Genomic DNA, 25,594 nt, shown 5'->3' with positions numbered 1-25,594 from the left:
ATGAAACGTATAAAAAAAATTGGCACAACAATGATCGCAACAATTATTGCAATGGGCATTTTTTCGTTACCTGTTAGTGCGCACGTCACTGTGAAACCAGCAACTTCGGACGTTAATTCTTGGGAGACTTACACGATAAAAGTACCAGTTGAAAAGAATGTAGCAACGACAAAAGTTACATTGAAAATACCGTCTGGAGTGGAATTCCAACAGTATGAACCAGTACCAGGATGGAAAGTGGAAGAGCAAAAAGATAATGCTGGAAAAGTGAAAACTGTAGTATGGGAAGCAACAGGAGAAGGGATTTTACCTGGCCAGTTCCAGCGATTTACTTTCGTCGCTAAAAATCCGGATAAAGAACAAAAAATAGCTTGGGATGCATATCAACAATATAAAGACGGAGAAATTGTTGAATGGACAGGCGATGAAAAAGCTGAAAAACCACATTCACTTACTACAATTGCAAAAGGTACGTCAGTAACAGGAGAACATGGTGAAGTGTCTAGTGTAGAACAGAATAAAGGTACTAGTAATATGCAAGTAATAGCGATTGTCTTATCTATTTTGGCGATTGTATCGTCGGTAGGGGCGTGTGTTTTTGTAGTGCGTCGTAAAAAGTAAGATATAAGAAAGAGCCTACACACCAGCAGGCTCTTTTTCATTTTTATTTCACTTCAACCTGCTGCCTTACAGTAAGTGTTTTCGGCTTTATATTTACGAAACAAATACTCACCACAATAAATAATAGTCCGATGAATAAGCTAATAGTAATGGCCTCATGTAAGAAAATTGAACTTACAATAATAGCGATTAGTGGAATAAGAAATGTATAAGCCCCAACTTTACTTGCTTCACCAGCTCCAACAAGAGTGAAGTATGCAAGCCATCCCATTGCAATAACAAAGAATGAAATAAAGAGTAGTACACTAACAAATGGTATACTCCAAGCGATACTAGACCAGCTTTCAAACTCTGAACCAAATCCAATTAAGCAAAGTCCGCCAATAATAAGCTGAAGTGTTACCATCCAAATGGAATTAACGCGGTGCCCAGTCTTCTTAATAAATACTGTGCCAAGTGCCCAGCCAATAGCGCATCCTATCGCGAGAAGGATTCCAATAATAGAAATATGTCCAGTTAAACTACTAGAGCTAATGACACCTACGCCTATAAATCCAAGAACAAGCCCAAAAATTTTTAAGCCGTACATAGATTCTTCAAGCCAAATCCATGAGAAAATGCCGAGTAAAACAGGTTGTAGAAATACAATGGCGGAAAATAACCCAGCGGGCATATATTGAAGGCCTACAGTTTGTAATCCGTAAAATATAATGATGTTAAGTAAAGAAGAAATAACGTATAAATGCCAAGTTTCTTTTAAGTGTAACTCTTTGTATTTCGGTAATGCGAAAAGGAGTAAAATGAATCCTCCAATTAAAGTTCGAACGCCTGCAAATAAAACGGGTGGTGTATAATGCAGGGCAAACTTAGATAAAGGCCAATTGATTCCCCACATGAAAACGAGAAAGGTAAGGATTATGGCCGTCTTAGTTCGAGAAAGCTGTGTCACGGTAAGACCTCCTTGTTGTTATTCATTTCACTATGATATGATATCGACTGTAATAAATAAAATGAATCTTTTTTATAAGGAGTATAAGTGATTAGTTATGACCATTACACAACTGCAAGTATTAATAAAAACTGTTGAGTTAGGTAGTTTTACGAAGGCTGCTCGGGTGTTAAATATGACGCAGCCAGCTGTAAGTCATGCAATTTCAAGTATTGAGTCAGAGTTAGGAGTTACGATTCTTATACGTGATAAACGAAAAGGGCTAATCGTTACGGATGTAGGAAACAGAATTCTTGTGCATATTAGAGAGATTTTGAACGGTGTAGAGAAGATTGAACAAGAAGTTGCGATGGAGAAAGGACACGAAGTTGGGACGATTCGAATTGGGAGTTTTCCGAGTGCCTCTGCACATTTCTTACCCAAAATGATAAACCTTTTTAAGGAGAAGTATCCGAACTTAGAAGTTGTTCTTTGTGAAGGAACGATTAAAGAAGTTGAAGATTGGTTAGTATCGAGGGTTGTTGATATAGGAATTGTTATTTTGCCTAATAAAGATATGGAGATTGTCCCATTAACGAAGGGGAAAATGGTTGCTATCTTAAGAGAGGATCATCCTCTTTGTAAGAAGGATTCTATTGCAATTAGTGATTTAGAGAATGAACCGATCATATTATGTAAGGGTGGATACGAACCACCCATTATTGATATGTTTAAACAAGCAAACGTACCACTTCGGGCTGAGTATGTAATATCAACCGTTACTACAGCTTTAAACATGATTCAAGAAGGGCTAGGTATTGCAATATTAGCCGAATTATCTTTAACGAATTTACCACAGAATGTGCAAACGAGAGAATTGGAACCACAAGTATGGAGAGAAATTGCTTTAGCTGTTCCTTCATTAAAGGATTCCTCCATCGCTGTGCAGCTATTTATTGAAGAATTTCAAGCGCTATTTGCAGAATAAAAAGAGGTGTCTCATATATCATAATGGGACACTTTTTAATTTACTTATAAAAAATCTATGAAAAGGATTGACTTATCTTTTTGTTGTAACTATAATGATTACATCGAGGTGGTGATCACGATGAAAATTAGTAGCCGCTTTTCTATAGCTGTTCATATTTTATCTATTTTGAAAAACAATCCATCTTCACTTTGTACTTCAGACTATATAGCTGAAAGTGTAAACACAAATCCAGTAGTCATTCGTAAAATGATGTCGTACTTGAAACAAGCTGGTTTTGTATATGTAAATCGCGGTCCAGGTGGTGCGGGATTATTAAAGGATTTACATGAAATCACATTGTTAGATGTATACCATGCAGTAAATGTAGTCGAAGAAGACAAACTATTTCATATTCACGAGCAACCAAATCCAGATTGTCCAATCGGAGCAAATATTCAAGCGGTGTTAGAAGTTATATTCATACAAGCGCAATCCGCGATGGAAGAAATTTTGAGAAATATTACGATGGGGCATTTGTTTGAAACTTTGCAAGAAAAAATGAATGCTTAAATCATATTTATATTTTTTTATTATTAATGTAACTGATTTGATTACAACTGTAAAGGTAAGGTGTAAAAGTATGACTGTAAAAATGAAAGTATACTCAGATTTTATATGTCCATTTTGTTTTTTAGCAAAAGGTCCATTAGATGAAGTAGCGAAAGAGAAAGATGTAGAAATTGAATGGATGCCATTTGAATTACGTCCAAGTCCATATTCAAAAATAGATCCATGGAATGAGCCAGAAAAATTAGGCTCATGGGATGCTTTTATTCTTCCAACTGCGAAGAAGTTAGGAATCGATATGCGTTTGCCGCGTGTTTCACCGCATCCATATACACATTTAGCTTTCGAAGGATGTCAATTTGCGAAAGAACGTGGACTAGGAAATGAGTATCATCACCGCGTATTCACAGCATTTTTCCAAGAAGAGCAAAACATTGAAGATATTGATGTTTTAACAAAATTAGCGGTAGAAGTAGGTCTTCCTGAAGCTGAATTTAAAGATGCTTTAGTAACTCGTAAATATAAAGAAAAGCATCAAGAAGCAATTCAGCATGCATATGATGAAGCAAATATTATGGCTGTTCCAACTGTCATGATTGGAGATGAAGTCATTCAAGGGCTTGCTAGTAAAGAAACGCTACAAAGAGTCATCGATAAAGAAATTGAAAAGGATAAAACAAATTCATTTGAAGGTATGCAATGTAATACAGATGGATATTGCTAATTCGCTTGTTATGAAATAACAAAATAAATTATAAAACAAATATTTGGAGGAATTAAAATGTCAGCAACTACAACAAAATTAAAAGAAGCAATCGTGAACCGTCGTTCTATTCGTAAAGTAACAAAAAACGATGCAATTACGAAAGAAAGAATTGAAGAAGTTTTAAAAACAGCTTTACACGCACCAACATCTTTCAATATGCAAAGTGGTCGTATGGTTGTATTAATGGATGGAGAACATGAAAAGTTTTGGGATATTGTTAAAGAAACACTAAGAGCCCGCGTACCAGCAGAAAACTTTGAAGCGACTGTAGAAAGATTAAAAGGTTTCCATACAGGTGTTGGGACTGTGTTATTCTTTGAAGATCAAGCAACAGTAGAAAAAATGCAAGAAAATGCACCATTATATAAAGATCAGTTCCCATTCTGGTCTCATCAAGGAAATGCAATGTTACAACATACTGTATGGATGTTATTATCGGCTGAAGGAATTGGCGCATCCCTGCAACACTACAATCCAATCGTAGATGCTGAAGTGAAAGAAACTTGGAACATTCCAGCAGAGTGGAGCTTAGTAGGACAAATGCCATTTGGTGAGCCAAATGAACAACCAGGAGAAAGAACTTTCTTACCTACTGAAGATGTAGTGAAATTTTATTAAGAAATTTAATATGTAAAAAGTTAAATAAAAGGAGAGTACATATTAGTCATATATGTACTCTCCTTTCGTATGCAATGTTAAACTCTTACTGCAAGAACGTTTTCCTTCATATGAATCGAAGTCTTTCCTTACAATTAAAAATCTATTATGTTTATTATTTTGAAATGACAGTAAACATCCCCGTCATGTTTGGTGAGTAATCCTTAAAATCAAATTTTTCATAGAATGATTCTTTATCTTGTGATGCAAACAAACCGACAAACGCCTTATCAGGGGCATTCTCATGTAAGTATGCAACTAAACGATGCATGATTTCTTTCCCGATACCGTGTTTCTGATACTCTGGATGCACCACTATATCTTGAATATAGAAATAGATAGATCCATCACCAACAATTCTCCCCATGCCGATCATTTGTTCATTATCTTTCACTGTGATGCAGTGAATAGAATTCTTCAGTGAAATATCTGCTACATCAAAATTCATATAATCAGTCCATCCAACAGAATCACACAAATATTTGTACTCTTCTAATGTTGGGATGTTATGTTTAAACTCATATGTTTTCAAAATGTATCCTCCAAGCCCTTAAATTTAACAAGTATATACATTCGACATTTTTTTATCTTTTCCTCTTATGTAACTGAATCCTTTTTAGCTATTGAATTTCGTACAGTTTCCTTATTTGTATTAATTTATAAGAGTTTAGGGGAAAAATATTAGAAATAATGCAGTAGAAAGGGAAGTGGAAAAATGAATGATGAGAAAAAATATACAGTGGTAGGTACTGATGTTGAGGAGGTAAAACGTTTAAATGAAAATTCGGGATTATCGTATAATCAAGTGAAAGAATTATTAGCGAAGCAAATGCAAAAAAAGAAATAATGAAATTGAAATTCTTCATTTTTTCATTTAGCATCCTAATTAGAGAGAGTTATGAGGATAACTCTCTTTTTCAATACAATGGAGCAACTTTTAGAGTGGAGGAAACAACATGAAAAAGTGGGTAAAGGTAACGTTGTCGATCGCTGGAGGTATTGTCCTATTGGCATGTGCCGGAGGATATTACGTGTATAAAAATTATTTTCCAAAGGAACCGGAGCGTATCGTATATGATAAAGATAGAGTGTTAAAACCGATACATAATCAGTTGAAAGGAATTAATATAGAAAATGTAAAGATAAAAGAAAAAGAAGTCGTAAATGCGACTGTAGATGAGCTTCAAAAAATGATTGATGATGGGAAATTATCATATGAAGAATTAACGAGTATTTATCTTTTTAGAATACAAGAACATGACCAAAATGGAATATCATTAAATGCTGTTACAGAGATTAATCCAAATGCAATGGAAGAAGCGCGAAAGCTAGATAAAGAAAGATCTTTCAATAAGAAGTCGAACTTATACGGCATGCCAGTTATCGTAAAAGATAATGTACAAACGGTAAAGGATGCGGCAACGTTATTTAACATAATGGTAAGTTTTGATGAAAAAGATGCTATGACAGAAAAAATGAAAGATAAAGAAAGAATTGATTATACGAAGGACTTATCAATAGACGGATTGAAAGGGAAAAAAGTAGGAGTTCTATTTTCAATAGACCGACAAGATGAAAATAGAAAAGAAGTAGCAGAAAAGATTAGAAAAGACCTTCAAGATGCAGGTGCGATCTTGACTGATGATATTCAGTTAAACGCTGAGGGTGTAGATAATTTGCAAACGTTAGAATATGAGTTCAAACATAATGTTAACGATTATCTTTCAAAGCAAAAAAATGTACCGGTAAAATCGCTAGAAGAGATTATAACGTTTAATAAAAAGGATAGTAATAGACGAATAAAATATGGACAAACATTAATTGAGGGATCTGAAAAATCTGCTATAACAAAAGATGAGGTTCAAAAAGTAGTGCAAACGAGTCAAGAAAATACTAGAAAAGAGCTAGATAGGTATTTAGTAGAAAAAGGTTTGGATGCTTTAGTTATGATTAGCAACGATGAAGTTCTTCTATCAGCTGTAGCTGGCTATCCAGAATTAGCTGTGCCAGCAGGATATGATAACAATGGAGAGCCAGTAGGTGCAGTGTTTGTCGGGAGACAATTCGGTGAAAAGGATCTGTTCAATATTGGATATGCGTATGAACAACAGTCTAAAAATAGAAGATCACCAAAACTGTAAAAGGGTAAACGAAAAAAAGAGCGCCGCTAAATTATGTTGATCGGCTAATATAAAAAGAATCTAACAATATAAAAAGAAAAAAAGGATTCTGCTCAATTAGTAAGAAAGATTGTCTATAGAAGCTCATAAAATGTAATATATTCAATTTCCATCCATTGAAGGGGGAGGTTAAAACTTAATGAATGAAGTGAAAGATTTCTTTCGAAGCAGAGGGTTTCAACGGTTTCTCGTTTTAATAATAGTAGCGCTTGTATTATACGGATTAAAAAGTATGATTAATTTAATATTGATTACGTTTATACTGACGTTTTTAATGGATCGGTTTCAACGTTTTATTTCAAAGAAGTTGAAAGTGAATCGGAAAATTGTTATCGCATGTTTGTATATCATATTAGTTTCCTTTATTGGCACGACATTGTATAAATATTTACCTGTGCTAACGATACAAATTTCTCAATTAATTTATCAATTTAAGTTGTTTTTTCAAAATCCACCTGATAATGAAATCATTAAATATGCACTCTCAACAATTAATGGGATGGAAGTATCAAAATATATAGAACAAGGTGTAGATGTCATATATCAATCGATTGCAAATATAGGAAAAGTCAGTTTGCAAATACTACTCTCTCTTATTTTAAGTTTATTTTTCTTGTTAGAAAAAGAGCGCATAATATCATTTACTTCGAAATTTAAAGATAGTAGTCCGAAGGTTTTTTATGAGGAGATTGCATATTTTGGCGAAAGGTTTGCAAGATCGTTCGGTAAAGTAATTGAAGCACAGTTTTTAATTGCAGTTGTCAATTGTGTACTCACTGTAATTGCACTTGTGATTTTAGGGTTTCCTCAGCTTCTTGTATTGGCTGTCATGGTCTTTCTACTCGGTTTGATTCCTGTTGCCGGTGTAATCATTTCCTTGTTCCCGCTATGTATTATTGCTTATAACGTAGGTGGAGTTATGTACGTTGTATACATACTTGTGTTCATTACAATAATCCATGCTCTTGAAAGTTATTTTTTAAATCCGAAGTTTATGTCTGCGAAAACGAATTTGCCAATCTTTTATACATTTATGATTCTCATCTTCTCAGAACATTTCCTTGGAATATGGGGGCTTATTATCGGTATACCAATCTTCATCTTCTTATTAGATGTACTTAATGTAAATAATGAGGAATCAATTAAAAAATAGAAAATAACTGATGTTTTCAATGAGCGAGCAATGAAAAAGCAATCCAAAATAAATTGGATTGCTTTTTTGCATACACGATTAAAGAACAGGTGTCATTGTTTCTTTCAATACTTGAACAGAGTGATCGAATTTTAATTCTTCTTCTTCACTTAATTCCACTTCTAAAATTTCACGAACACCGCCGCGATTTAAAACAGCAGGTACACCGATATAAACATCTTTTTGACCGTATTGACCTTCTAAGTAAGCTGAAACTGTTAATACACTATTTTCGTCGTTTAAAATCGCCTTAGTAACACGTAGAAGTGACATACCAATACCATAGTAAGTTGCACCTTTTCGCTCAATAATATGGTAAGCTGCATCACGAACATTTATGAAGATTTTGTCTAAATCTTCTTGCGTGTATGTGTTGTCTTTATCAAGAAGCGTTTGTAGTTTTTGAATGCCAATGGATACGTGACTCCAAACAGGAAGTTCCGTATCACCATGTTCTCCAATAATATAAGCATGAATGTTGTGTGGACCAATATCGAAATACTCACCTAACATATAGCGGAAACGAGCAGAATCAAGAGTTGTACCAGAACCGATTACACGTTCTTTTGGTAAACCAGATTCTTTCCAAGTTACGTAAGTTAAAATATCGACAGGGTTAGTGGCGATTAAGAAGATACCATCAAATCCGCTATCCATAATACTACGAACGATTTGTTTAAAGATTTTCGCGTTTTTCTCAACTAAATCTAAACGTGTTTCGCCTGGCTTTTGTGGTAATCCAGCCGTAATAACTACAAGATCAGCATCTTTACAATCTTCGTAGCTACCTTTCCATACTCTAGTTGGAGCTGGAGCGAATGGAACAGCATGACTTAAATCCATTGCTTCTCCTTCAGCTTTTGCCTCGTTTACATCAACTAAAACAAATTCTTCAGCTACAGCTTGGTTAATCATGCAGTAAGCATAACTACATCCAACTGCTCCTGTTCCTACTAATACTACACGGTTAATCCCTTTTTTCATTTTAAAATTCCTCGCAATTTCATTGATTTTATTATGTAAGATAATACGTCTTACTTCTATAGATTCATATCTAGTTTATTACATTTTATAAAAGATATTCAAGTATTTGAAAATGTATCCGTGCAATTTCTTGCACGAAACATAGGAAGTCAGTGAACCGAATATAATGCAATAAAATCCTTTATCGAAGGGGAAAAGGGCATGATGCAGCCATTAACGATGGAAAGAATGCTCCATATTATTAATGTGGGGCTCGTAAAAACGAAGAATCCAAAGCAAATTATTATTGCTGGTGCAGGAATTTCAGGATTAGTTGCAGCATCGTTATTGAAAGAATCAGGGCATAGCATAACAATTTTAGAAGCGAATAACCGAATAGGCGGAAGAATATATACGATCCGTGAACCGTTTAGCAGAGGCTTATATTTTAATGCAGGGCCAATGCGAATTCCTGAAACACACGAGTTAACTTTAGCTTACATTCGTAAATTTAAATTACCATTAAATCTTTTTATAAATAAAACCGCTTCAGATATTATTTATACGAATAATATTAAAACGAGATTGAGCGTGTTTGAAAAAAATCCAAGTATACTTGGATATCCCATTGTAGAGAACGAAAAAGGAAAAACAGCAGAAGAGTTAATGTTAGTAGTAATAGAACCAATACTTAATTTTATAAAAAAAGATCCTAATAAAAACTGGATCATCGTTGAAAAAAAGTATAAAACATATTCGCTCGGATCATTTTTAAGCGAGTATTATTCAGATGGAGCAATAGATATGATTGGGGTACTTCTAGATATGGAAGCATATATGGGAATGTCTTTAATTGAAGTATTACGTGAAATGATCTTTTTTACTTCAACGACAAAATATTATGAGATAACGGGCGGAATGGATACATTACCAAATTCATTTTTACCTGAGTTAAAAGATAATATTTTTATGTCGTATAAAGTAGAAAAAATTATACAGGAAGATAGTAAAGTGATGATGCAAGTAACAAATGGACAAACGTTACATCCATTTATGGTAACAGGCGACATTGCTATTATCACAATTCCATTTTCAGCGTTACGATTTGTAGAAGTTCAGCCATATCATTTATTCTCTTATTTTAAAAGACGGGCAATTCGTGAATTAAACTATATAGCTTCGACTAAAATTGCGATAGAGTTTAAAAGTAGATTTTGGGAAAAAGCGAGACAGTGTGGAGGTAAATCTATTACAGATTTACCTATACGATTTACATATTATCCGAGTTATGGCATTCATACACCAGGGGCGGCTATCGTTTTAGCGAGTTATACGTGGGCAGATGAGGCGTTAACGTGGGATAGTCTCCCGCAAAGAGATCGTATACGTTACGCATTAAAAAATTTAGCGGAAATATACGGTGACATCGTCTATAGTGAGTTTGTTACTGGAACATCTTTTAGCTGGAGCCAAAATCCGTATTCTTGCGGCGCATTTACGGCTTTCGAACCAGGTCAAGAGTTAGAGTTATTTCCGTATATTACGCCGCCAGCTGGCAAAGTACACTTTGCAGGAGAGCATACGACATTAACACATGGATGGATGCAAGGAGCAATAGAGTCTGGAATTCGAGTTGCTTATGAAGTAAACGAACAGTGAAGATATATTTACAAATCACTATTCTTTTTATAAAATGATTAATATAAATCGTAATTATTACGCTTTGAATACGTTTGAAATAAAGAAATGGATGGTCGATCAAATGAAAAAAGTAGAAATTCATATATTAGGTGGCTTTTTAGGAAGTGGAAAATCAACATTATTACAAAATTTATTGTTAGCGGAAAAAAAGAAGAATAGAAAAGTTGCAGTATTAATGAATGAAATTGGTGAATACTCGGTAGATACAGATATTATTGGAAAAGAGAATGTTTTAAGGGAACTTCTGAAAGGATGTATTTGTTGTACGCTAAAAGAAGAGCTTGAAATACAATTACACTCGTTATATCAGCAAGAAAGACCAGATGTCATTTATATAGAAACGACAGGTGTTGCACATCCAATTGAAGTGTTAGATGCGTGTGTATCACCAATTTTAGCACCTTTCTTAGAAGTGAAATCAATTGTCGTCGTTTTAGATGCAGTAAGGTGGTTAAATCGAAGTGTATTAAGTGCAAACGTTCAGCAATTATTGCATGAGCAACTGAAGTTTGGTAGCCACATTTTAATTAATAAATCAGATTTACTAACAGATGCGGATAAGAACAAAGTAATTGAAGAAGTGAAAGCAATAAATAATCATGCGAAATTATTTGAAACAAAATATTGTAATATATCTTTAGAAGACATAGAAGAAGCTGAATTTACGAATGATGGAGAACATGAGACACTACATGTAAAACAGCATTTACATATACAAACGATGACATATCAATTTACGAAATCGATTGATCAAGTTAAATTATACGAATGGCTTTCGAATTTACCAGATAGTATTTATCGTGTAAAAGGATTTGTGAAATTCCATGGAGATAAATACCCGCACTTATTCCAATATTCATTTGGGGTACCAACTTTACTGGAACAAGATTTCGGTTTCCCGACGAACTTGGTAGTAATAGGAGAAGGGCTAGATAAGAAACAATTAGCTGAAGGGTTAGAGAAAGTGGAACTTAATTCTAATTAAGATTAAAGGCCTAACTTATTTTTAAGTTAGGCCTTTTTGTGTGTAGAAAAACACTTGCGGATTTTGTCTAACAATAATAATTGTAAAATTCAGAAATATATTTATAATCAAATCTAAGAGGTGATTCAGGTGTCAGAAAAAATAATAATGGATGTAAAAAATCTAACAACAAAAGGGTTAGAGACGAGAGAGAAATTATTGTGTGCTGCAGAAGAGGTGTTTGGTAGTAAAGGATATTACGAGGCTTCTATTGTGAATATTACACAAGAAGCAAAGGTAGCGCACGGAACTTTCTATAATTACTTTCCATCTAAAAAAGATATATTTGATGAATTGATTCGCAGATTGAACCGTGAGTTACGCTTAATTATTAAAGAAGAAATGAAGAGAATATCAAGTTATGAAGAGGCACAAAGAAGAGGTTTTCAGGCTTTTTTTCGGTGGGTGAAAGATCGACCTAATCTATATAACATTGTACAACAGGCAGTAGTTGTTGATGATAACTTATATAGATGGTATTATGCAAAGCTCGCAAATGGATTTTTAAAAAGTTTATCCGCGGGTATGGAAGCGGGAGAGTTTAAACAACTTGATAAAGAAACAATTGCGTATTGTCTTATGTCAATTGGGCAATTTCTCGGAATGCGATGGGGTTATTGGGAAGAGAAAGATGTTCCGGAAGATGTATTTGAAGCAGCGATGTCATTAATATTTGAAGGATTGAGAAAGAGATAAGGGAGTGGGGAAAATATGCAAGGCATTGCTTATTGGATTGAAAAACGGTCCTATTTACATCCAGATCGCATTGCCATTATTACAGAAGAGGAGGAAATGACATATAAACAGTTACATGAGTATGTAAGTAAAGTAGCCGCATATTTAATTTACGAATTAAATGTGAAAAAAGGAGAAAGGATTGCTATTTTATCGCAAAATAGCTTGGAATATATCGTGCTTTTGTTTGCTATAGCAAAGGTAGAATGTATTGCTGTTCCACTAAATATAAGGTTAACAGAAAATGAACTTATATTTCAGTTGAAAGATAGTGGAACTATAGTTTTATTTGTAGAGGAAACATTTCACAATATGGCATTGTCAATGCAGAAGGTATCGTATGTACAAAGAGTTATTTCGATTACAAGTTTAAAAGAAATAGAAGATAGAAAAATTGACAACTTTGAAGAGATAAATGAAAGCGCATCCTTTATTATATGTTATACATCAGGGACAACTGGAAAACCGAAAGGAGCCGTACTTACACAAGAAAATATGTTTTGGAATGCGCTTAATAATACATTTGCGATTGACTTAACTATTCACGACCGCTCCATTGTATTATTACCTTTATTTCATATTGGTGGGATTGGTTTATTCGCATTTCCAACTTTATTTGCAGGTGGCGTAATCATTATTCCAAGAAAATTCGAACCAACCACAGCTCTTTCCATGATAGAAAAACATAAAGTAACTGTAGTGATGGGTGTACCTACAATTCATCAAGCATTAATTAATTGCGCAAAGTTTGAAACTACAAATTTACAATCAGTTCGCTGGTTTTATAACGGTGGTGCTCCATGTCCAGAAGAGTTGATGAGAGAATTTATAGATAGAGGATTTTTATTTGGGCAAGGCTTTGGTATGACTGAGACATCACCAACCGTATTTATGCTTTCAGAAGAAGATGCAAGACGTAAAGTAGGATCAATTGGGAAACCAGTTCTGTTTTGTGAGTATGTACTTATTGATGAAAACAAAAATAAAGTTGAGGTTGGTGAAGTTGGAGAATTACTTATAAGAGGGCCGAATGTAATGAAAGAGTATTGGAATCGGCCAGATGCAACAGAAGAAACGATTCAAGATGGTTGGTTATATACGGGAGATTTAGCTAAAGTTGATGAAGATGGTTTTGTATACATTGTCGGTAGAAAAAAAGATATGATAATTTCCGGTGGTGAAAATATTTATCCACTTGAAGTAGAGCAGGTCATTAATAAGATTTCGGAGGTATATGAGGTAGCGGTCGTTGGTAGGCAACATGTAAAGTGGGGGGAGATTCCAATCGCCTTTATTGTGAAAAATAGTAGCAGTGAATTAACTGAAAAAGAAGTCATTGAACATTGTCGTTTATTTCTAGCAAAATATAAACTTCCAAAAGAAATTGTGTTTCTAGAGGAATTGCCTAAAAATGCAACTGGTAAAATTCAAAAAGCACAGTTAGCAAATCAATTGAAAAGTTGGTGAAGAGATGATGATGTATAGTACAGGTCAACAGGCATCATGTAGTAAAACAATAACAGAAACGGATTTTGTATTATTTGCAGGTTTGAGCGGGGATTTTAATCCAATTCATATTGATCATGAGTATGCGAAACAAACTAGATTTAATCAAAGAATAGCACATGGTTTACTAACTTCTAGTCTATTATCACAATTGCTTGGGATTCATTTACCTGGAAAAGGATCTGTTTATATGGAACAAACTATTAAATTTACAGCACCAGTCTTTATAGGAGATACGGTTACAGCTACGGCAACAGTACAAGAATTTATGATAGAAAAGAGAGTTTTGAAATTGTTAACGGAGTGTCATAACCAAAAAGGAGATTTAGTATTAACTGGTGTAGCAACTATGATGGTACCAAAAGAAGGAGGAGTAATCTAATGAATATTGGGATTGAAGCGACTGGTGTTTTCTTCCCAAAAGATGTAGAGACGGCGGCAGACCTATCTCAAAAAACAGGTATCCCTGAGAATATTATTATAGAAAAGTTTGGATTATATGAAAAACATGTCGCAGATGAAACGATGCATGCATCAGATTTAGCTATTGCTGCTGCAAAGCCAATATTATTACAAGTAGATCCTCAATCTATTGATGTAGTCATTTATTTTGGCAGTCCACATAAAGATTACCACGTATGGTCAAGTGCCCCAAAAATTCAGCATGAACTTGGATTAAAAAATGCTTATGCTTTTGAAATTATGAATGTTAGTTCTTGCTTTCCTATTGCTCTCAAAGTCGCAAAAGATATGCTTTACTCCGATAACTCAATTGAAAATATATTATTAGTAGGTGGATGTAAAGAATCTCAAATTGTAGATTATGATAATCCACGCTCACGTTTTATGTTTAATTTCGCTGATGGCGGAAGTGCAGCTTTAGTGAAAAAGGACGCTAGAAACGGTGAAATATTAGGCAGTGCGATTATAACAGATGGTTCATTTCATGAAGATGTACGTATTCCAGCAGGTGGATCAAAGCAGGTTGCGAGCTATGATACAGTTGAGAATCGGCAACATTATATTGATGTAATAGATCCTAATAGTATGAAAGGACGTCTAGATCGGGTTTCAACCCCTAATTTTGACAAGGTGATTCGGGAGGCGTTAAAAAAAAGTGGGTTAACTCCTAAAGATATTAAAGTATTGTTACCACTGCATACAAAACGTTCTATGTTAATAGAATTGATACAGGGACTAGGGCTAGAAGAAGAACAAGTTGTATATTTAGATCATTATGGACATATGTCAGCGCTTGATCCTTGCATTGGTCTTCACTTTGCAAATGAACAGGGAAAATTACAGCCTGGAGATATTGCAGTAGTAGTTAGTGCCGGGACTGGGTATACGTGGGCAGCGACTGTAATTAGGTGGTGAAAAATACTAGATGAATATATGGTAAATGGAGGTATTTGGAAAGAGGCGGCGAATGTAAAGGTACTTCATTAAATTTTTAAAACAGATTTGTTTGTATGATTTAAAGGAAAAGTCATAATTACGGATGGGTAACTTTGGCGTGTTTGACTCTATCAGAAAGTAAAATATGGGGAGGATCACAATGTCGATGAAAAAACGTAAATGGCTAAGAATGATGGCTACTGGTTGTGTTTTAAGTTCGTTATTAATAACGGCAGCTTGTTCAGGAAAGAAAACAAGTACAGAGGATGAAAAGACGATTAAGGTAGGGGTTCTTGCTTCATTAACAGGTCCATTAGAATCATATGGAAAACAAACAGTGAACGGATTTGAATTAGGGTTAGACTATGCAACTGGTGGAACTGGCAAAGTTGAAGGGAAGAAGATTAAGTTTGTTGTAGAAGATACGGAAACGAAAGCTGATGTAGCGGTTAAAAAAGCTACGAAGTTATTAGAAGAAGAGAAGGTCGATTTTTTAGTCGGATCGTCTAGTTCAAGTGATACATTAGCTGTTCTACCACTAGCTGAAGAATATGAAAAAATAATGGTTGTAGAACCAGCAGTAGCTGATAGTATTACCGGGAAGAACTGGAATAAATATATTTTTAGAACAGGTAGAAATTCATCTCAAGATGCAGTCGCTGGTGCGGCGGCAATTGCTAAAAAAGATGTGAAAATAGCAACGTTAGCACAAGATAATGCTTACGGCCGTGAGGGAATTGCGGCATTTAAAGCAGGAGCGAAGAAATTAGGTGCGAATATTGTAAACGAGCAATATGCTGATACGAATTCGACTGACTTCACTGCAAATATTCAAAATATCATTAGCTCAAAACCGGATTATTTATTTATCGTTTGGGCAGGGGCAAATTCACCTTGGAAACAGTTGAAGGATATGAATGTGGAAGCGCAAGGTATTAAAATTTCTACAGGTGCACCAGATATACCGGCATTAAAAACGATGGATGCGTTAGTAGGAATGCAAGGTTTTTCTGTTTATTATCATACACTCCCGAAAAATAAGGTGAATGATTGGTTAGTGGAAGAACATAAAAAACGATTTAATGGTGCGGTGCCAGATTTATTTACAGCAGGTGGAATGTCCGCGGCAATTTCTATTGTAGAAGCTTTAAAGAAATCAAAAGGGGATACAGATGTAGATACACTGATTAAGAAAATGGAAGGAATGGAATTTGATACACCGAAAGGAAAGATGAAGTTTAGAGAAAAGGATCACCAAGCGATGCAAACACTGTATTCTATCACATTGAAAAAGCAAGATGGTGTTGATTATCCGGTGCCAGTATTAGAGCGAGAATTAACGATGAAAGAGACAGAACCACCAGTTCAAAATAAATAGACTGAATTTTCTGTTGTTTTTGTATAAAGAGGGGATACCCTCTTTATACGCATTTCTTTCTTACTTAAAGCTTTAAAGGGAGGGATTTCGTGACACATTTGCTCGAAACGAAAAATCTTAGCGTATCTTTTGGCGAGCATCATGTTATTAAGGATGTGAATTTGACAGTACAAAAAGGAAAGCTAATTTCCATTATTGGACCAAATGGTGCAGGAAAGACAACGTTATTTAATTTACTAAGTGGGCAAATTTCTCCAACAAAGGGTGAAGTGTATTTTAAAGGACAAGAGATTACAAATTTATCAATTTCAGATCGAACTCGATTAGGAATTGGTCGTTCTTTTCAACTTACAAATATATTCCCAGAGTTAACGGTACTTGAAAATGTTCGTTTAAGTGTTCAATCGTTCGTGCAAGATTACTATAGTTTTTTTCCGAGTCCGGCAAAATTTAAGCAACAAGTGGGAGAGGCGAGACGTTTCTTAAAAACAGTATTACTTCAGGAGAAAGAACATGTGTTAGCGAAAGATTTAGCACATGGAGAAAAACGAAAGTTAGAGCTTGCGATGTTATTAGCTTTAAAAACGGATGTGTTACTACTGGATGAGCCGACGGCAGGTATTTCAGTTGAGGAGGTACCGGCTATTTTACAAGTGATTGAAAATATTAAGAAACATCCAGAGAGTACAATTGTACTAATTGAACACAAGATGGATATGGTACTAGGTTTGTCAGACCATCTTATCGTTTTATTCCATGGAGAGTTATTAGCTGAAGGTTTGCCCGAAGAAATGATGAAAGATGAGCGTGTACAAAGTGCTTATTTAGGGGGATTATATAGTGGCACTATTACAAGTGAATAATATAGAGACGTATTTAGATCAGTTTCATATTTTACAAGGGGTATCTCTTGCTGTTGAGAAAGGAACGATTACTGTACTGTTTGGAAGAAATGGGGCAGGGAAGACGACGACATTACGTTCGGTTATGGGATTTCACCATATCGCACATGGTGAAATTTATTATGATAGTAAACAAGTAAATGGATTATCTACACATTTAATTTCAAGGAAAGGAATAGGGTATGTACCAGAGAATCAAGGTATTTTTCATGATTTAACAGTAGAAGAAACATTTGCTCTTGCTAGAGGGAAGGGAGAAGAAGCGGAAGGGAAAATCGAGTGGATGCTTGAACTATTTCCGGATTTAAAGCAGTTTTGGCACAAAAAAAGTGGACTATTAAGCGGAGGACAAAAGCAAATGCTAGCAATTTCAAGGGCATTTATAAATAGTGATGGTTTATTACTTATTGATGAGCCGAGTAAAGGCTTGTCCCCTATTATGATAGAAAAATTAATGATAGCCATTTTAAAAATGAAGGAGAAAACAACAGTTTTACTCGTTGAACAAAACTTTATGATGGCTAGTCAAATTGGTGATTACTTTTATATTATGGATAACGGAAAAATTGTTCATAACGGTTTTATGCATGAATTAAAAGAGGATAAGGAAATGTGTCATAAATATTTAGGAATCTCTTAACATGAATCCGGGGTGAGAAGGATGGATGTGTTAATCAATTTATTTGTAAATGGGATTTCAACAGGGATGCTTATTTTTTTATTAGCATCAGGTCTTTCACTTATTTTCGGTTTAATGAGCGTTCTAAACTTCGCACATGGTGGTTTATTTGCGTGGGGAGCGTTTACAGGTGTTTGGCTATTTAATATGACAGGTAGTTATGTATTAGCGTTAATTGGAGCAATTGGAATGGGTATGTTTCTTGGATTCATTTTAGAAAGATTTCTTATTAGACCGGTATATGGAAATCATGTTCGCCAGCTTCTTGTGACGCTTGGAGGAATGCTTGTACTTAGTGAATGTATTAAAGTATTTTGGGGACCCAATCCAATTGGAGCAAAATTACCGTTATGGCTACAAGGTAGTTATACATTTGGAGGCGTTATATTAATTAAATACCGTCTATTCGTTATTTTAATTGGGATTATCATTTATATTGCCTTACTATTATTGCTCAAAAGAACAAAGGTAGGTCTTATGATACGCGCAGGCGTAATGGATAAAGAGATGGTTCAAGCGCTCGGTATTAACGTAAAAGCGATATTTTCTTTCGTCTTTTTATTAGGCGCAGGAATGGCAGCGTTGGGAGGCTTCTTATTAGCACCGTATTCAGGCGTTATTTTCGCCGAGATGGGTATGCAGTATGCAATTTTGGCTTTCATAGTAGTAATCATTGGAGGGTTAGGAAGTGTACAAGGTTCAGCAATCGCTTCTTTAATTGTCGGATTAGCGGGTGCTTTTACAGCGTATTTTATACCGGATTTATCACTTGCAATCAATATGTTAATGCTACTATTTTTCTTAATCGTGAAGCCAAATGGACTTGTTAGTGAAAAGGGGTGAAATGGTGAACAGCACATCAAATCGAATTAAAGTATACTTCGGAGTATGTATGCTCATTTGTTTAAGTGTATTTCCATTCGTAAATGATTCACGGAGTTTGTTAATTTTGTTCACTCAAATCTTCATCTTTGCTATTTTTGCAATGAGTTTTGATGTATTGCTTGGATATACCGGAATTGTATCATTCGGCCATTGTATGTTCTTTGGAATAGGAGCGTATGGGGTAGCACTTTTATTTGATCGGCAAGGAGTATCCATAACGAACTTTTTAATAGGGCTAGTAGCTGCAATTATCATTTCAGTAATTGTTAGTTATATAATCGGTTTGCTTTCGTTACGGCTGAAAAGTCATTTTTATGCAATGTTAACACTTGCTATTTCACAGTTGTTTTTCGTACTTGCTGAAAAATGGCGTGGACTCACTCATGGAGGAGACGGTTTTACATTTGGTGTACCAGACTTATTCCGTGATCGTTTTACGTTTTATTATGTAACACTTATATGTTTAATTGTCATTTTTATTCTGTTACGTCTTTTCACAAAATCTTCTATTGGAAAAGTATTAAAGGCAATTTCACAAAATGAGCAACGTGTTGAAGCATTAGGATATAAAGTTCTTCATTATAAAATTATTGCTAGTATTGTTGCAGGAGTAGTTGCTACAATTAGCGGTGGTTTATTTGTTATCACACTACGCTTTGTTAATACGACTGTATTTTCAATTGAAATGACATTAAATGCATTATTGATGACAATGATTGGAGGCGTTGGAACGTTAATTGGAGCAATTGCTGGAGCTGGAATTATTGAATCACTGAAATATTATTTATCAGAACTAGCCACAGCGTACCCGATTTTTGAAAGATGGACAATTATTCTTGGTTTATTGTACATTATCGTCTTGTTAGTTTTTCCGAAAGGATTAGTTGGCACGATTAAGAGACTGAAGAATGTGAAACAGAGTAAGAAGGAGAAAAGTGCAGAAGTGGAGCAAAATGTGTGAAAAATCAATTGTATAGAATATAAAAATCCCTCTTTTAGATTCATAAAGGAGGGATTTTTATTGGTGTATGTAATTAGTTTATAGCTATTATATTAATCAAATAGTTCATCAGGGATTTGTTTTAAAGAGTTTTGATTTGTAAAAAAATGAACAGCTAATTTCTCAATTGGAACATTTTCAATTGGTACCAATGTATCATTTCTAATCGGTAAAAAGGCTATTCCGTTGCCATCGTTTATAAAATCTTCAATGAGTGAATAAGAATCTAATTGTTGAAGTTGATGCTGAGATAGATTATTTTCTTTTAGAAATTGTATCGTCCTATTTCTAAAAGGGCACTTTTTGTCATTGCTAACGAAGAAGAGTTCCTTTGAAAAGTCAATGGTACACTTTTCTTTCGCTTTTAATAAGCCTACAGAAATTGAAGTGGAAAATACTTTTTTAAACGCTGTGTCCGGGTAATCCTCATAAGTAATGACCATATCAACTTTTTGTTGCTGCAGTAATTTTTGCAAATGACTACTATTTTCTACATATATTTGATAATTCCTGAAATTTTCTTTAATGCGCTTACTTACATAATTAGTCAAAATAGATTGTGACGTCGCAATTATATAAGAAGAACCATTCGTTTTAATTTTATCTTTTGCTTCTTCTACTAGAGTTAATATTTGATTCGTGTAGTCTAATAAAATGTCACCAGAAGGTAACAAGGAAACGCCTTTGTTATCTCTATGTAGTAAAGGAGTTTCTAATTCTTGTTCTAATTTTTTGATTCGCTCAGTTACGTTTGGCTGAACATATCCTAACTCTTTAGCAGCTTTACTAATAGAACCTTCGCTAGCTACAGTTTTGAATATAATAAGATCATTTATTTCCATTTATCACAGCCCCTTATACGATATCATTATAAATGATACCAAACATAATTTATACCTATTTTACGTTAGTCAATCATCGCCTTATCATTGTGTATATAAGATGGAAAGTGAGTGATAAACATGATTGGAATGCAATATAAGGTCATTTTGCCAAAAGATTATGATATGGAGATTATTAAGAAAAGGGTAAAGGATAATGGGCATAAAACGGATGGTTTTCAAGAATTGAATTTCAAAGCATATTTAATGACTGAGGCAGGTAAGCATGGGAATTTCTATAACTGTTATGCACCTTTATATATTTGGAATGGCCATGAAGGAATGAACAAATTTATCTTTGAAGGGTATTACGATAATATTTTACAATCTTTTGGATGGCAACAAATAAATATAGGTGTTCCATTAGTTGTTAATTTAAGTGATGATTTTAAGAAATGTAAGTATGTTGTTGAATATGTAGGGAGTATTTCTCAAAGTAATTCATTGAGGGGGACTCAATTTAGCATTTTTAATAAGAATGTCCAGAATACAGAAAATTGTAAAGGGAATGTAATAGTGTATAACCCAGATAAGTGGGGATATAGTCAGTTTGAATTTTATGAAGTAAAGCCTGAAATTGAAGAGATGGAGGATATTACAATATATGAGGTTTTACACATTTCACAGTAGATGAGGAATTGAAATATAAATAAATTATTTATAAAAAGTCCATTTTGAGTCAAGTAATAATGTTCAAAATGGACTTTTCTTAATTATCTTATGTATATTCAAAACAAATTACTGCTTTTCTTAATTCTTTATTAAAGAATAAGTAAATACGATCGGCACCATAAGCTTGAAAATAATATCCTGTAACAAATCCAACATATGTAAATGGATGTCCATATTTATCTTTTGGTACATATAGAAGATTCGTAAAGTCAAAAATTTCGTCTTCGTTATCGCAGTCTTCTAATAATTCTTCACCTTCTTCTGTCATAAAACGAACATCATCTAGGATACCATTTACCACGGGATAATTTAATCCCCAGCCATTTGTTTGTTTTTCAGCAAACTCTTGTTCTAATACTTCTACAGATGTTATTTCTTTTCCAAAGCTAGAATAAGGATAAATTTTTTGATTACGTTGAAAATACTCTTTACGGATTTGATAATTTCTTTCATTACTCTCGTAGGCTTGTTCTATTATGTCAGAATTATTTTGTTCGATTTCGAAATAATTCCAATCCGCTTCAAATTTATATTTTCCATTAATGACATCGAATCCTAATGTATCTGCTTTCGTAAAATTTGTGTGAAATAGTTTGGTGAAATCACCCACGCAACCATCATGGATTTCTTTTGCTGACACAATATGTAACCAATCTTCCAATTCCGGTTCAATACATTGTAAGTTTATAGAACAAATGGGTAAAAAGTGCTTTTTATGTTGTTCCAAATCATCATAAAATATGTCTTCATATTCAGGAAATGGTTTTATAAATTGTTTAGAAATATGCATGTTCTGCCCACCTTTATACTAGTGCTTTGTTTAATTTTATCATTTTATTTGAATTTTTTCTTATTTAAAACTTTATGATACTCATAGTTATGGGAAGAAAGAGTTCGTAAGTAAGGTAGATATCTTATTGTTAAGATTTTATCATATGTCGAACAGTTGAGAGATGAAGCAAAGTAAGACTTCATACTTATATATAGCCTTACTACATTCGACACATAGCGACAATATACTGTTCATTTATCTGTTAGTATAATATATAGTTTTTGGGGATTTTTATCATTTTCACATTGGGGGAAGGGAATTTATGTTTAAAAAAATCGCGACAGTCACTTTAGGAGGGACTTTAGCTTTCAGTTTATCGGCATGTGATGAGAAGAAAGAAGTAGCTAAAACTGTATCAAATAATACTAAGGAAGAGCAAAGTAGTGCCAAAAAAGAAAATACGAAGAATGAAGATACAAGAGAATATAGTGTCGAAAAAACTACTCAAATTAGAAATCAAAAATTAACAGTCCATAAAGTACAAATAGCACAAGTGGCAGAATATGATAAGCTGGAAAAAGGTAATGAGTTTGTTATTGTTCATGTTACAGTAGAGAATATTGGTAATCAAAAAGTTAGAATTAACCCATTAGATTTTTACCTTGAAAGAGGCGACGGAAGTATTGTGGACCATACATTTTCAACTAGTAATAAAAATATTTTTAAAATTAAAGATGTAGATCCAAACGGTAAGTTAACAGGAGCCATAACATTTGAAGCGAAAAAAGGTGATTCTAATCTTGAATTAATTTATAGACCTGATGTTATGTCTAAAGAGGAAGTAAAAGTAGAACTTAAATGATTTATCCCGTAAAAGCCCGATTGGTGTAAACAAGGGCCTTTTATGCAAACTTATACAGGTTTTACATGAAGCCAGTATACTTACGGTACGATAAAAGAAAATAATAGATTAGATGGTGTGAATTTCAAACATACTGTTTTAAAAACAAAAAATAAATGCATGATAAGGATTGGCGTTTGAGCTTAATCCTTTTTTTATGGAGATGTAGAGAATGGTAAGTAGACCTAATACTACACGAGTGATGCCTTTAGTTAAGTACAAGTAAGTTGAGTTATATAAAAAATGAAATTATTTCTTGCATTACTATCACTTGAGTGGTAAAGTGATAGTAAGATTCACGATAGGAAGTGATCAAACATGCGTGATAGTACGATAGGATCATTAATATGGTTACGTTTAATACGATTTACGAACCAAAGTAATCAGATGTCAAATGAGTTTTTAAAACGTTTTGATTTAACGACAGCTCAATTTGATGTGCTTTTGCAAATACGTACGTATCAGCCACTAACACAAATGGAGTTAGCTGAGAAGGTTACTGTTACACAAGGTGGTATTTCTCGAATGTTAACTCGTCTTGAAAAAGAAGGATATATTGTGCGAAAACAAGACTGGAAAACGAAAACAATTAGTCTTACAGAGCAAGGGGAAGCAGCTTTAGAGAGGGCGTTGCCAGAGCAACTTGCATTTCAATCATCGTTTTTTGATGATGTCTTAAGTGAAGAAGAGCAGAAAATATTATACGAGCTGATGACGAGAGTTCATAAGCATAGTGAAAAAAAAGAATTGCCGCAAGAGTAATTTTTTTTACACCATCAATTGACTAATCAAGTGATGGTGATTGAAGAAAATGAATACGACTGAATTAAAGGAGAGAACAACTATGGAAAAATACCGTATGGATACAAGTAAAGGAATAGAGTTTGGATTATATTCAATTGGGGATCATGTTTTAAATCCACATAACGGAGTGAAAATTAGTGCAGAACAAAGAATTCATGAATTAATTGAAACAGCAAAGTTAGCGGATGAGGCTGGACTTGATGTATTTGCTGTCGGTGAAAGTCATCAAACTCATTTTACGACGCAAGCTCATACAGTTATTTTAGGAGCTATTGCACAAGCTACAAAAAATATAAAAATTGCAAGTTCAGCATCGATAATAAGTACATCTGATCCGGTACGAGTATACGAGGACTTTGCTACACTTGATTTGATTTCTAGTGGACGTGCAGAAATTGTGGCTGGCCGTGGATCGCGTATTGGGGGATATAGCTTACTTGGTTATGACGTGAATGATTATGAAGAGTTATTTGAAGAGAAGATGGATCTTTTATTAAAAATTAATAAAGAGGAACATGTAACATGGAATGGACAGTTCAGAGCACCGCTTGCGCATGCAGCGGTTATTCCAAGAGCTAAAAATAATAACTTACCAATTTGGCGTGCAGTAGGTGGCCCGCCAGCTAGTGCGATTAAAGCAGGACGTGCAGGTGTACCAATGATGATAACGACACTAGGTGGTCCAGCTATTAACTTTAAAGGATCAGTAGATGCTTACCGTGAGGCGGCTGAGCAAAGTGGATTCAATCCAGCAAGTTTGCCCGTTGCAACAACGAGTTTATTTTATACAGCGAAAAATTCCCAAGATGCACTTAGTGAATACTACCCTCACATTAATGCTGGTATGCTTACGCTACGCGGTGGTGGGTATCCGAAAGAACAATTTACAAATGCAATAGATTACCGTGACGCGTTAATGGTTGGTAGCCCGCAACAAATTATTGAAAAAATGCTTTATCAATATGAATTGTTTGGGCAACAACGCTTTATGGCACAAATTGATTTTGGTGGTGTACCATTTGATAAAATTGAGAAAAACATTGAATTAATTGCTACTGAAATTTTACCGGCTATTAGAAAGCATACAGCAAAATAATTTAAAAAATACCGAGAGTCTAACTGATTCTCGGTATTTTTTTTATGTATTAATTCAGTTTGGAAAAATGACAAAAAAATGAATTTTTAGTCTAGAAAGAGGGAGGTGTTTTCTATTTTTGAATAACATTATTTCATGTTTGAATTTTGGGAATGCATTTTTCTCTTGACAAAAAAACAGCTGATTTTCTAATTGATTCATAGGACATTTTTTCGGAGGAAAGTCAAGCGTATGAAGAGAAAAATGATTATTTTATTGATATAAAAGTAAGTCTTATATTAAAAAAGCACATTTTATTTATGAAAAAAAACTAATTCAAAAAAATTCCAAAAGACATATTTCAGACAAAATGATGTCAATAATACGTCAAAAATCCGCTGAATTTACTATGCAGGAATATTATACAATTCGATTAA

The 25,594-nt window shown here is 34.1% G+C and carries 28 protein-coding genes; 23 read left to right on the top strand and 5 right to left on the bottom strand.

Going from position 1 to position 25,594, the window contains the following annotated elements; genetic code table 11:
- On the top strand, window positions 1–621 hold the full coding sequence (locus JDS82_RS12165) for a YcnI family copper-binding membrane protein (protein ID WP_199713384.1): 621 nt from the start codon (window positions 1–3) through the stop codon (window positions 619–621).
- A 43-nt stretch (window positions 622–664) separates the two neighbouring features.
- Here JDS82_RS12165 and JDS82_RS12160 read toward each other — a convergent pair whose 3' ends face one another.
- A complete protein-coding gene (locus tag JDS82_RS12160; RefSeq protein WP_000192803.1) occupies window positions 665–1,570 on the bottom strand; it encodes a DMT family transporter in 906 nt (301 codons plus the stop codon).
- Between the two features lie 97 nt (window positions 1,571–1,667).
- On the opposite strand from JDS82_RS12160, the gene JDS82_RS12155 reads away from it, so the two are divergent.
- The 4 genes from JDS82_RS12155 to JDS82_RS12140 all read left to right on the top strand — a co-directional run bounded on the left by JDS82_RS12155 (window position 1,668) and on the right by JDS82_RS12140 (window position 4,470).
- Entirely contained in the window at window positions 1,668–2,537 is an 870-nt protein-coding gene (locus JDS82_RS12155) for a LysR family transcriptional regulator (protein ID WP_000156765.1), read from the top strand.
- 120 nt (window positions 2,538–2,657) lie between these two features.
- Window positions 2,658–3,089: an Rrf2 family transcriptional regulator gene (locus tag JDS82_RS12150; RefSeq protein WP_199713383.1), complete on the top strand. Its 432-nt coding sequence runs from the start codon at window positions 2,658–2,660 to the stop codon at window positions 3,087–3,089.
- A 70-nt stretch (window positions 3,090–3,159) separates the two neighbouring features.
- Complete coding sequence (locus JDS82_RS12145) at window positions 3,160–3,810, top strand: DsbA family oxidoreductase (RefSeq protein ID WP_000216675.1); 651 nt, start codon at window positions 3,160–3,162, stop codon at window positions 3,808–3,810.
- 57 nt (window positions 3,811–3,867) lie between these two features.
- Window positions 3,868–4,470, top strand: a complete 603-nt coding sequence (locus JDS82_RS12140; RefSeq protein WP_001277006.1) for a nitroreductase family protein — start codon at window positions 3,868–3,870, stop codon at window positions 4,468–4,470.
- A 154-nt stretch (window positions 4,471–4,624) separates the two neighbouring features.
- Here JDS82_RS12140 and JDS82_RS12135 read toward each other — a convergent pair whose 3' ends face one another.
- Window positions 4,625–5,041: a GNAT family N-acetyltransferase gene (locus JDS82_RS12135; protein ID WP_048566572.1), complete on the bottom strand. Its 417-nt coding sequence runs from the start codon at window positions 5,039–5,041 to the stop codon at window positions 4,625–4,627.
- A gap of 183 nt (window positions 5,042–5,224) precedes the next feature.
- On the opposite strand from JDS82_RS12135, the gene JDS82_RS30060 reads away from it, so the two are divergent.
- The 3 genes from JDS82_RS30060 to JDS82_RS12125 all read left to right on the top strand — a co-directional run bounded on the left by JDS82_RS30060 (window position 5,225) and on the right by JDS82_RS12125 (window position 7,842).
- The gene (locus JDS82_RS30060; RefSeq protein ID WP_000997338.1) at window positions 5,225–5,356 is read left to right on the top strand and encodes a hypothetical protein; all 132 of its coding nucleotides are present in this window, start codon (window positions 5,225–5,227) and stop codon (window positions 5,354–5,356) included.
- A 109-nt stretch (window positions 5,357–5,465) separates the two neighbouring features.
- A complete protein-coding gene (locus JDS82_RS12130; protein ID WP_064056562.1) occupies window positions 5,466–6,650 on the top strand; it encodes an amidase family protein in 1,185 nt (394 codons plus the stop codon).
- 178 nt (window positions 6,651–6,828) lie between these two features.
- Entirely contained in the window at window positions 6,829–7,842 is a 1,014-nt protein-coding gene (locus tag JDS82_RS12125; RefSeq protein WP_199713382.1) for an AI-2E family transporter, read from the top strand.
- A gap of 78 nt (window positions 7,843–7,920) precedes the next feature.
- Here JDS82_RS12125 and JDS82_RS12120 read toward each other — a convergent pair whose 3' ends face one another.
- The gene (locus JDS82_RS12120; protein ID WP_064056563.1) at window positions 7,921–8,865 is read right to left on the bottom strand and encodes an L-lactate dehydrogenase; all 945 of its coding nucleotides are present in this window, start codon (window positions 8,863–8,865) and stop codon (window positions 7,921–7,923) included.
- Window positions 8,866–9,066: 201 nt separating this feature from the next.
- On the opposite strand from JDS82_RS12120, the gene JDS82_RS12115 reads away from it, so the two are divergent.
- The 11 genes from JDS82_RS12115 (at window position 9,067) to JDS82_RS12065 (ending at window position 20,013) form a co-directional block, all read left to right on the top strand.
- Window positions 9,067–10,503 (top strand): flavin monoamine oxidase family protein, encoded by a 1,437-nt coding sequence (locus JDS82_RS12115; protein WP_000983554.1) that lies wholly within the window; start codon window positions 9,067–9,069, stop codon window positions 10,501–10,503.
- Between the two features lie 103 nt (window positions 10,504–10,606).
- Window positions 10,607–11,530: a CobW family GTP-binding protein gene (locus JDS82_RS12110; RefSeq protein WP_048566570.1), complete on the top strand. Its 924-nt coding sequence runs from the start codon at window positions 10,607–10,609 to the stop codon at window positions 11,528–11,530.
- A gap of 129 nt (window positions 11,531–11,659) precedes the next feature.
- Window positions 11,660–12,265 carry a TetR/AcrR family transcriptional regulator gene (locus JDS82_RS12105; RefSeq protein ID WP_001290802.1) on the top strand — a complete coding sequence of 202 codons (606 nt, stop codon included), beginning with the start codon at window positions 11,660–11,662 and terminating at the stop codon, window positions 12,263–12,265.
- Window positions 12,266–12,280: 15 nt separating this feature from the next.
- Window positions 12,281–13,771: an o-succinylbenzoate--CoA ligase gene (locus JDS82_RS12100; RefSeq protein WP_199713381.1), complete on the top strand. Its 1,491-nt coding sequence runs from the start codon at window positions 12,281–12,283 to the stop codon at window positions 13,769–13,771.
- 4 nt (window positions 13,772–13,775) lie between these two features.
- Window positions 13,776–14,192, top strand: a complete 417-nt coding sequence (locus JDS82_RS12095; RefSeq protein ID WP_199713380.1) for a MaoC family dehydratase — start codon at window positions 13,776–13,778, stop codon at window positions 14,190–14,192.
- The gene (locus JDS82_RS12090; protein ID WP_199713379.1) at window positions 14,192–15,187 is read left to right on the top strand and encodes a 3-oxoacyl-ACP synthase; all 996 of its coding nucleotides are present in this window, start codon (window positions 14,192–14,194) and stop codon (window positions 15,185–15,187) included. The genes JDS82_RS12095 and JDS82_RS12090 overlap by 1 nt, the downstream gene beginning before the upstream one ends.
- A gap of 181 nt (window positions 15,188–15,368) precedes the next feature.
- A complete protein-coding gene (locus JDS82_RS12085; protein WP_199713378.1) occupies window positions 15,369–16,586 on the top strand; it encodes a substrate-binding domain-containing protein in 1,218 nt (405 codons plus the stop codon).
- An 89-nt stretch (window positions 16,587–16,675) separates the two neighbouring features.
- Window positions 16,676–17,449 (top strand): ABC transporter ATP-binding protein, encoded by a 774-nt coding sequence (locus tag JDS82_RS12080; protein WP_064449344.1) that lies wholly within the window; start codon window positions 16,676–16,678, stop codon window positions 17,447–17,449.
- Entirely contained in the window at window positions 17,427–18,128 is a 702-nt protein-coding gene (locus JDS82_RS12075; protein WP_199713377.1) for an ATP-binding cassette domain-containing protein, read from the top strand. The genes JDS82_RS12080 and JDS82_RS12075 overlap by 23 nt, the downstream gene beginning before the upstream one ends.
- A gap of 21 nt (window positions 18,129–18,149) precedes the next feature.
- Window positions 18,150–19,010, top strand: a complete 861-nt coding sequence (locus JDS82_RS12070) for a branched-chain amino acid ABC transporter permease (RefSeq protein WP_064449345.1) — start codon at window positions 18,150–18,152, stop codon at window positions 19,008–19,010.
- Window positions 19,011–19,059: 49 nt separating this feature from the next.
- Window positions 19,060–20,013: a branched-chain amino acid ABC transporter permease gene (locus JDS82_RS12065; protein WP_048561510.1), complete on the top strand. Its 954-nt coding sequence runs from the start codon at window positions 19,060–19,062 to the stop codon at window positions 20,011–20,013.
- A 92-nt stretch (window positions 20,014–20,105) separates the two neighbouring features.
- Here JDS82_RS12065 and JDS82_RS12060 read toward each other — a convergent pair whose 3' ends face one another.
- A complete protein-coding gene (locus tag JDS82_RS12060) occupies window positions 20,106–20,894 on the bottom strand; it encodes a LysR family transcriptional regulator (protein ID WP_199713376.1) in 789 nt (262 codons plus the stop codon).
- Window positions 20,895–21,014: 120 nt separating this feature from the next.
- Here JDS82_RS12060 and JDS82_RS12055 point away from each other — a divergent pair, with 120 nt between their 5' ends.
- Window positions 21,015–21,563 (top strand): DUF4865 family protein, encoded by a 549-nt coding sequence (locus JDS82_RS12055; protein WP_048561100.1) that lies wholly within the window; start codon window positions 21,015–21,017, stop codon window positions 21,561–21,563.
- A gap of 88 nt (window positions 21,564–21,651) precedes the next feature.
- On the opposite strand, the gene JDS82_RS12050 is transcribed toward JDS82_RS12055, so the two are convergent.
- Window positions 21,652–22,395, bottom strand: a complete 744-nt coding sequence (locus JDS82_RS12050; protein WP_199713375.1) for a siderophore biosynthesis protein — start codon at window positions 22,393–22,395, stop codon at window positions 21,652–21,654.
- A gap of 304 nt (window positions 22,396–22,699) precedes the next feature.
- Here JDS82_RS12050 and JDS82_RS12045 point away from each other — a divergent pair, with 304 nt between their 5' ends.
- The 3 genes from JDS82_RS12045 to JDS82_RS12035 all read left to right on the top strand — a co-directional run bounded on the left by JDS82_RS12045 (window position 22,700) and on the right by JDS82_RS12035 (window position 25,178).
- Window positions 22,700–23,239 (top strand): DUF4352 domain-containing protein, encoded by a 540-nt coding sequence (locus tag JDS82_RS12045; protein WP_000473160.1) that lies wholly within the window; start codon window positions 22,700–22,702, stop codon window positions 23,237–23,239.
- A gap of 357 nt (window positions 23,240–23,596) precedes the next feature.
- A complete protein-coding gene (locus tag JDS82_RS12040; protein ID WP_199713374.1) occupies window positions 23,597–24,040 on the top strand; it encodes a MarR family winged helix-turn-helix transcriptional regulator in 444 nt (147 codons plus the stop codon).
- An 82-nt stretch (window positions 24,041–24,122) separates the two neighbouring features.
- Window positions 24,123–25,178, top strand: a complete 1,056-nt coding sequence (locus JDS82_RS12035) for an LLM class flavin-dependent oxidoreductase (RefSeq protein ID WP_199713373.1) — start codon at window positions 24,123–24,125, stop codon at window positions 25,176–25,178.
- Window positions 25,179–25,594 lie beyond the last annotated feature (416 nt).

Origin of the sequence: Bacillus cereus group sp. N14 (genome assembly GCF_016483555.1) — a bacterium.
Classification (GTDB): Bacteria; Bacillota; Bacilli; order Bacillales; family Bacillaceae_G; genus Bacillus_A; species Bacillus_A wiedmannii.
The sequence above is the reverse complement of the archived record's forward strand: the minus strand, read 5'-3'. Positions and strand labels throughout refer to the sequence as shown.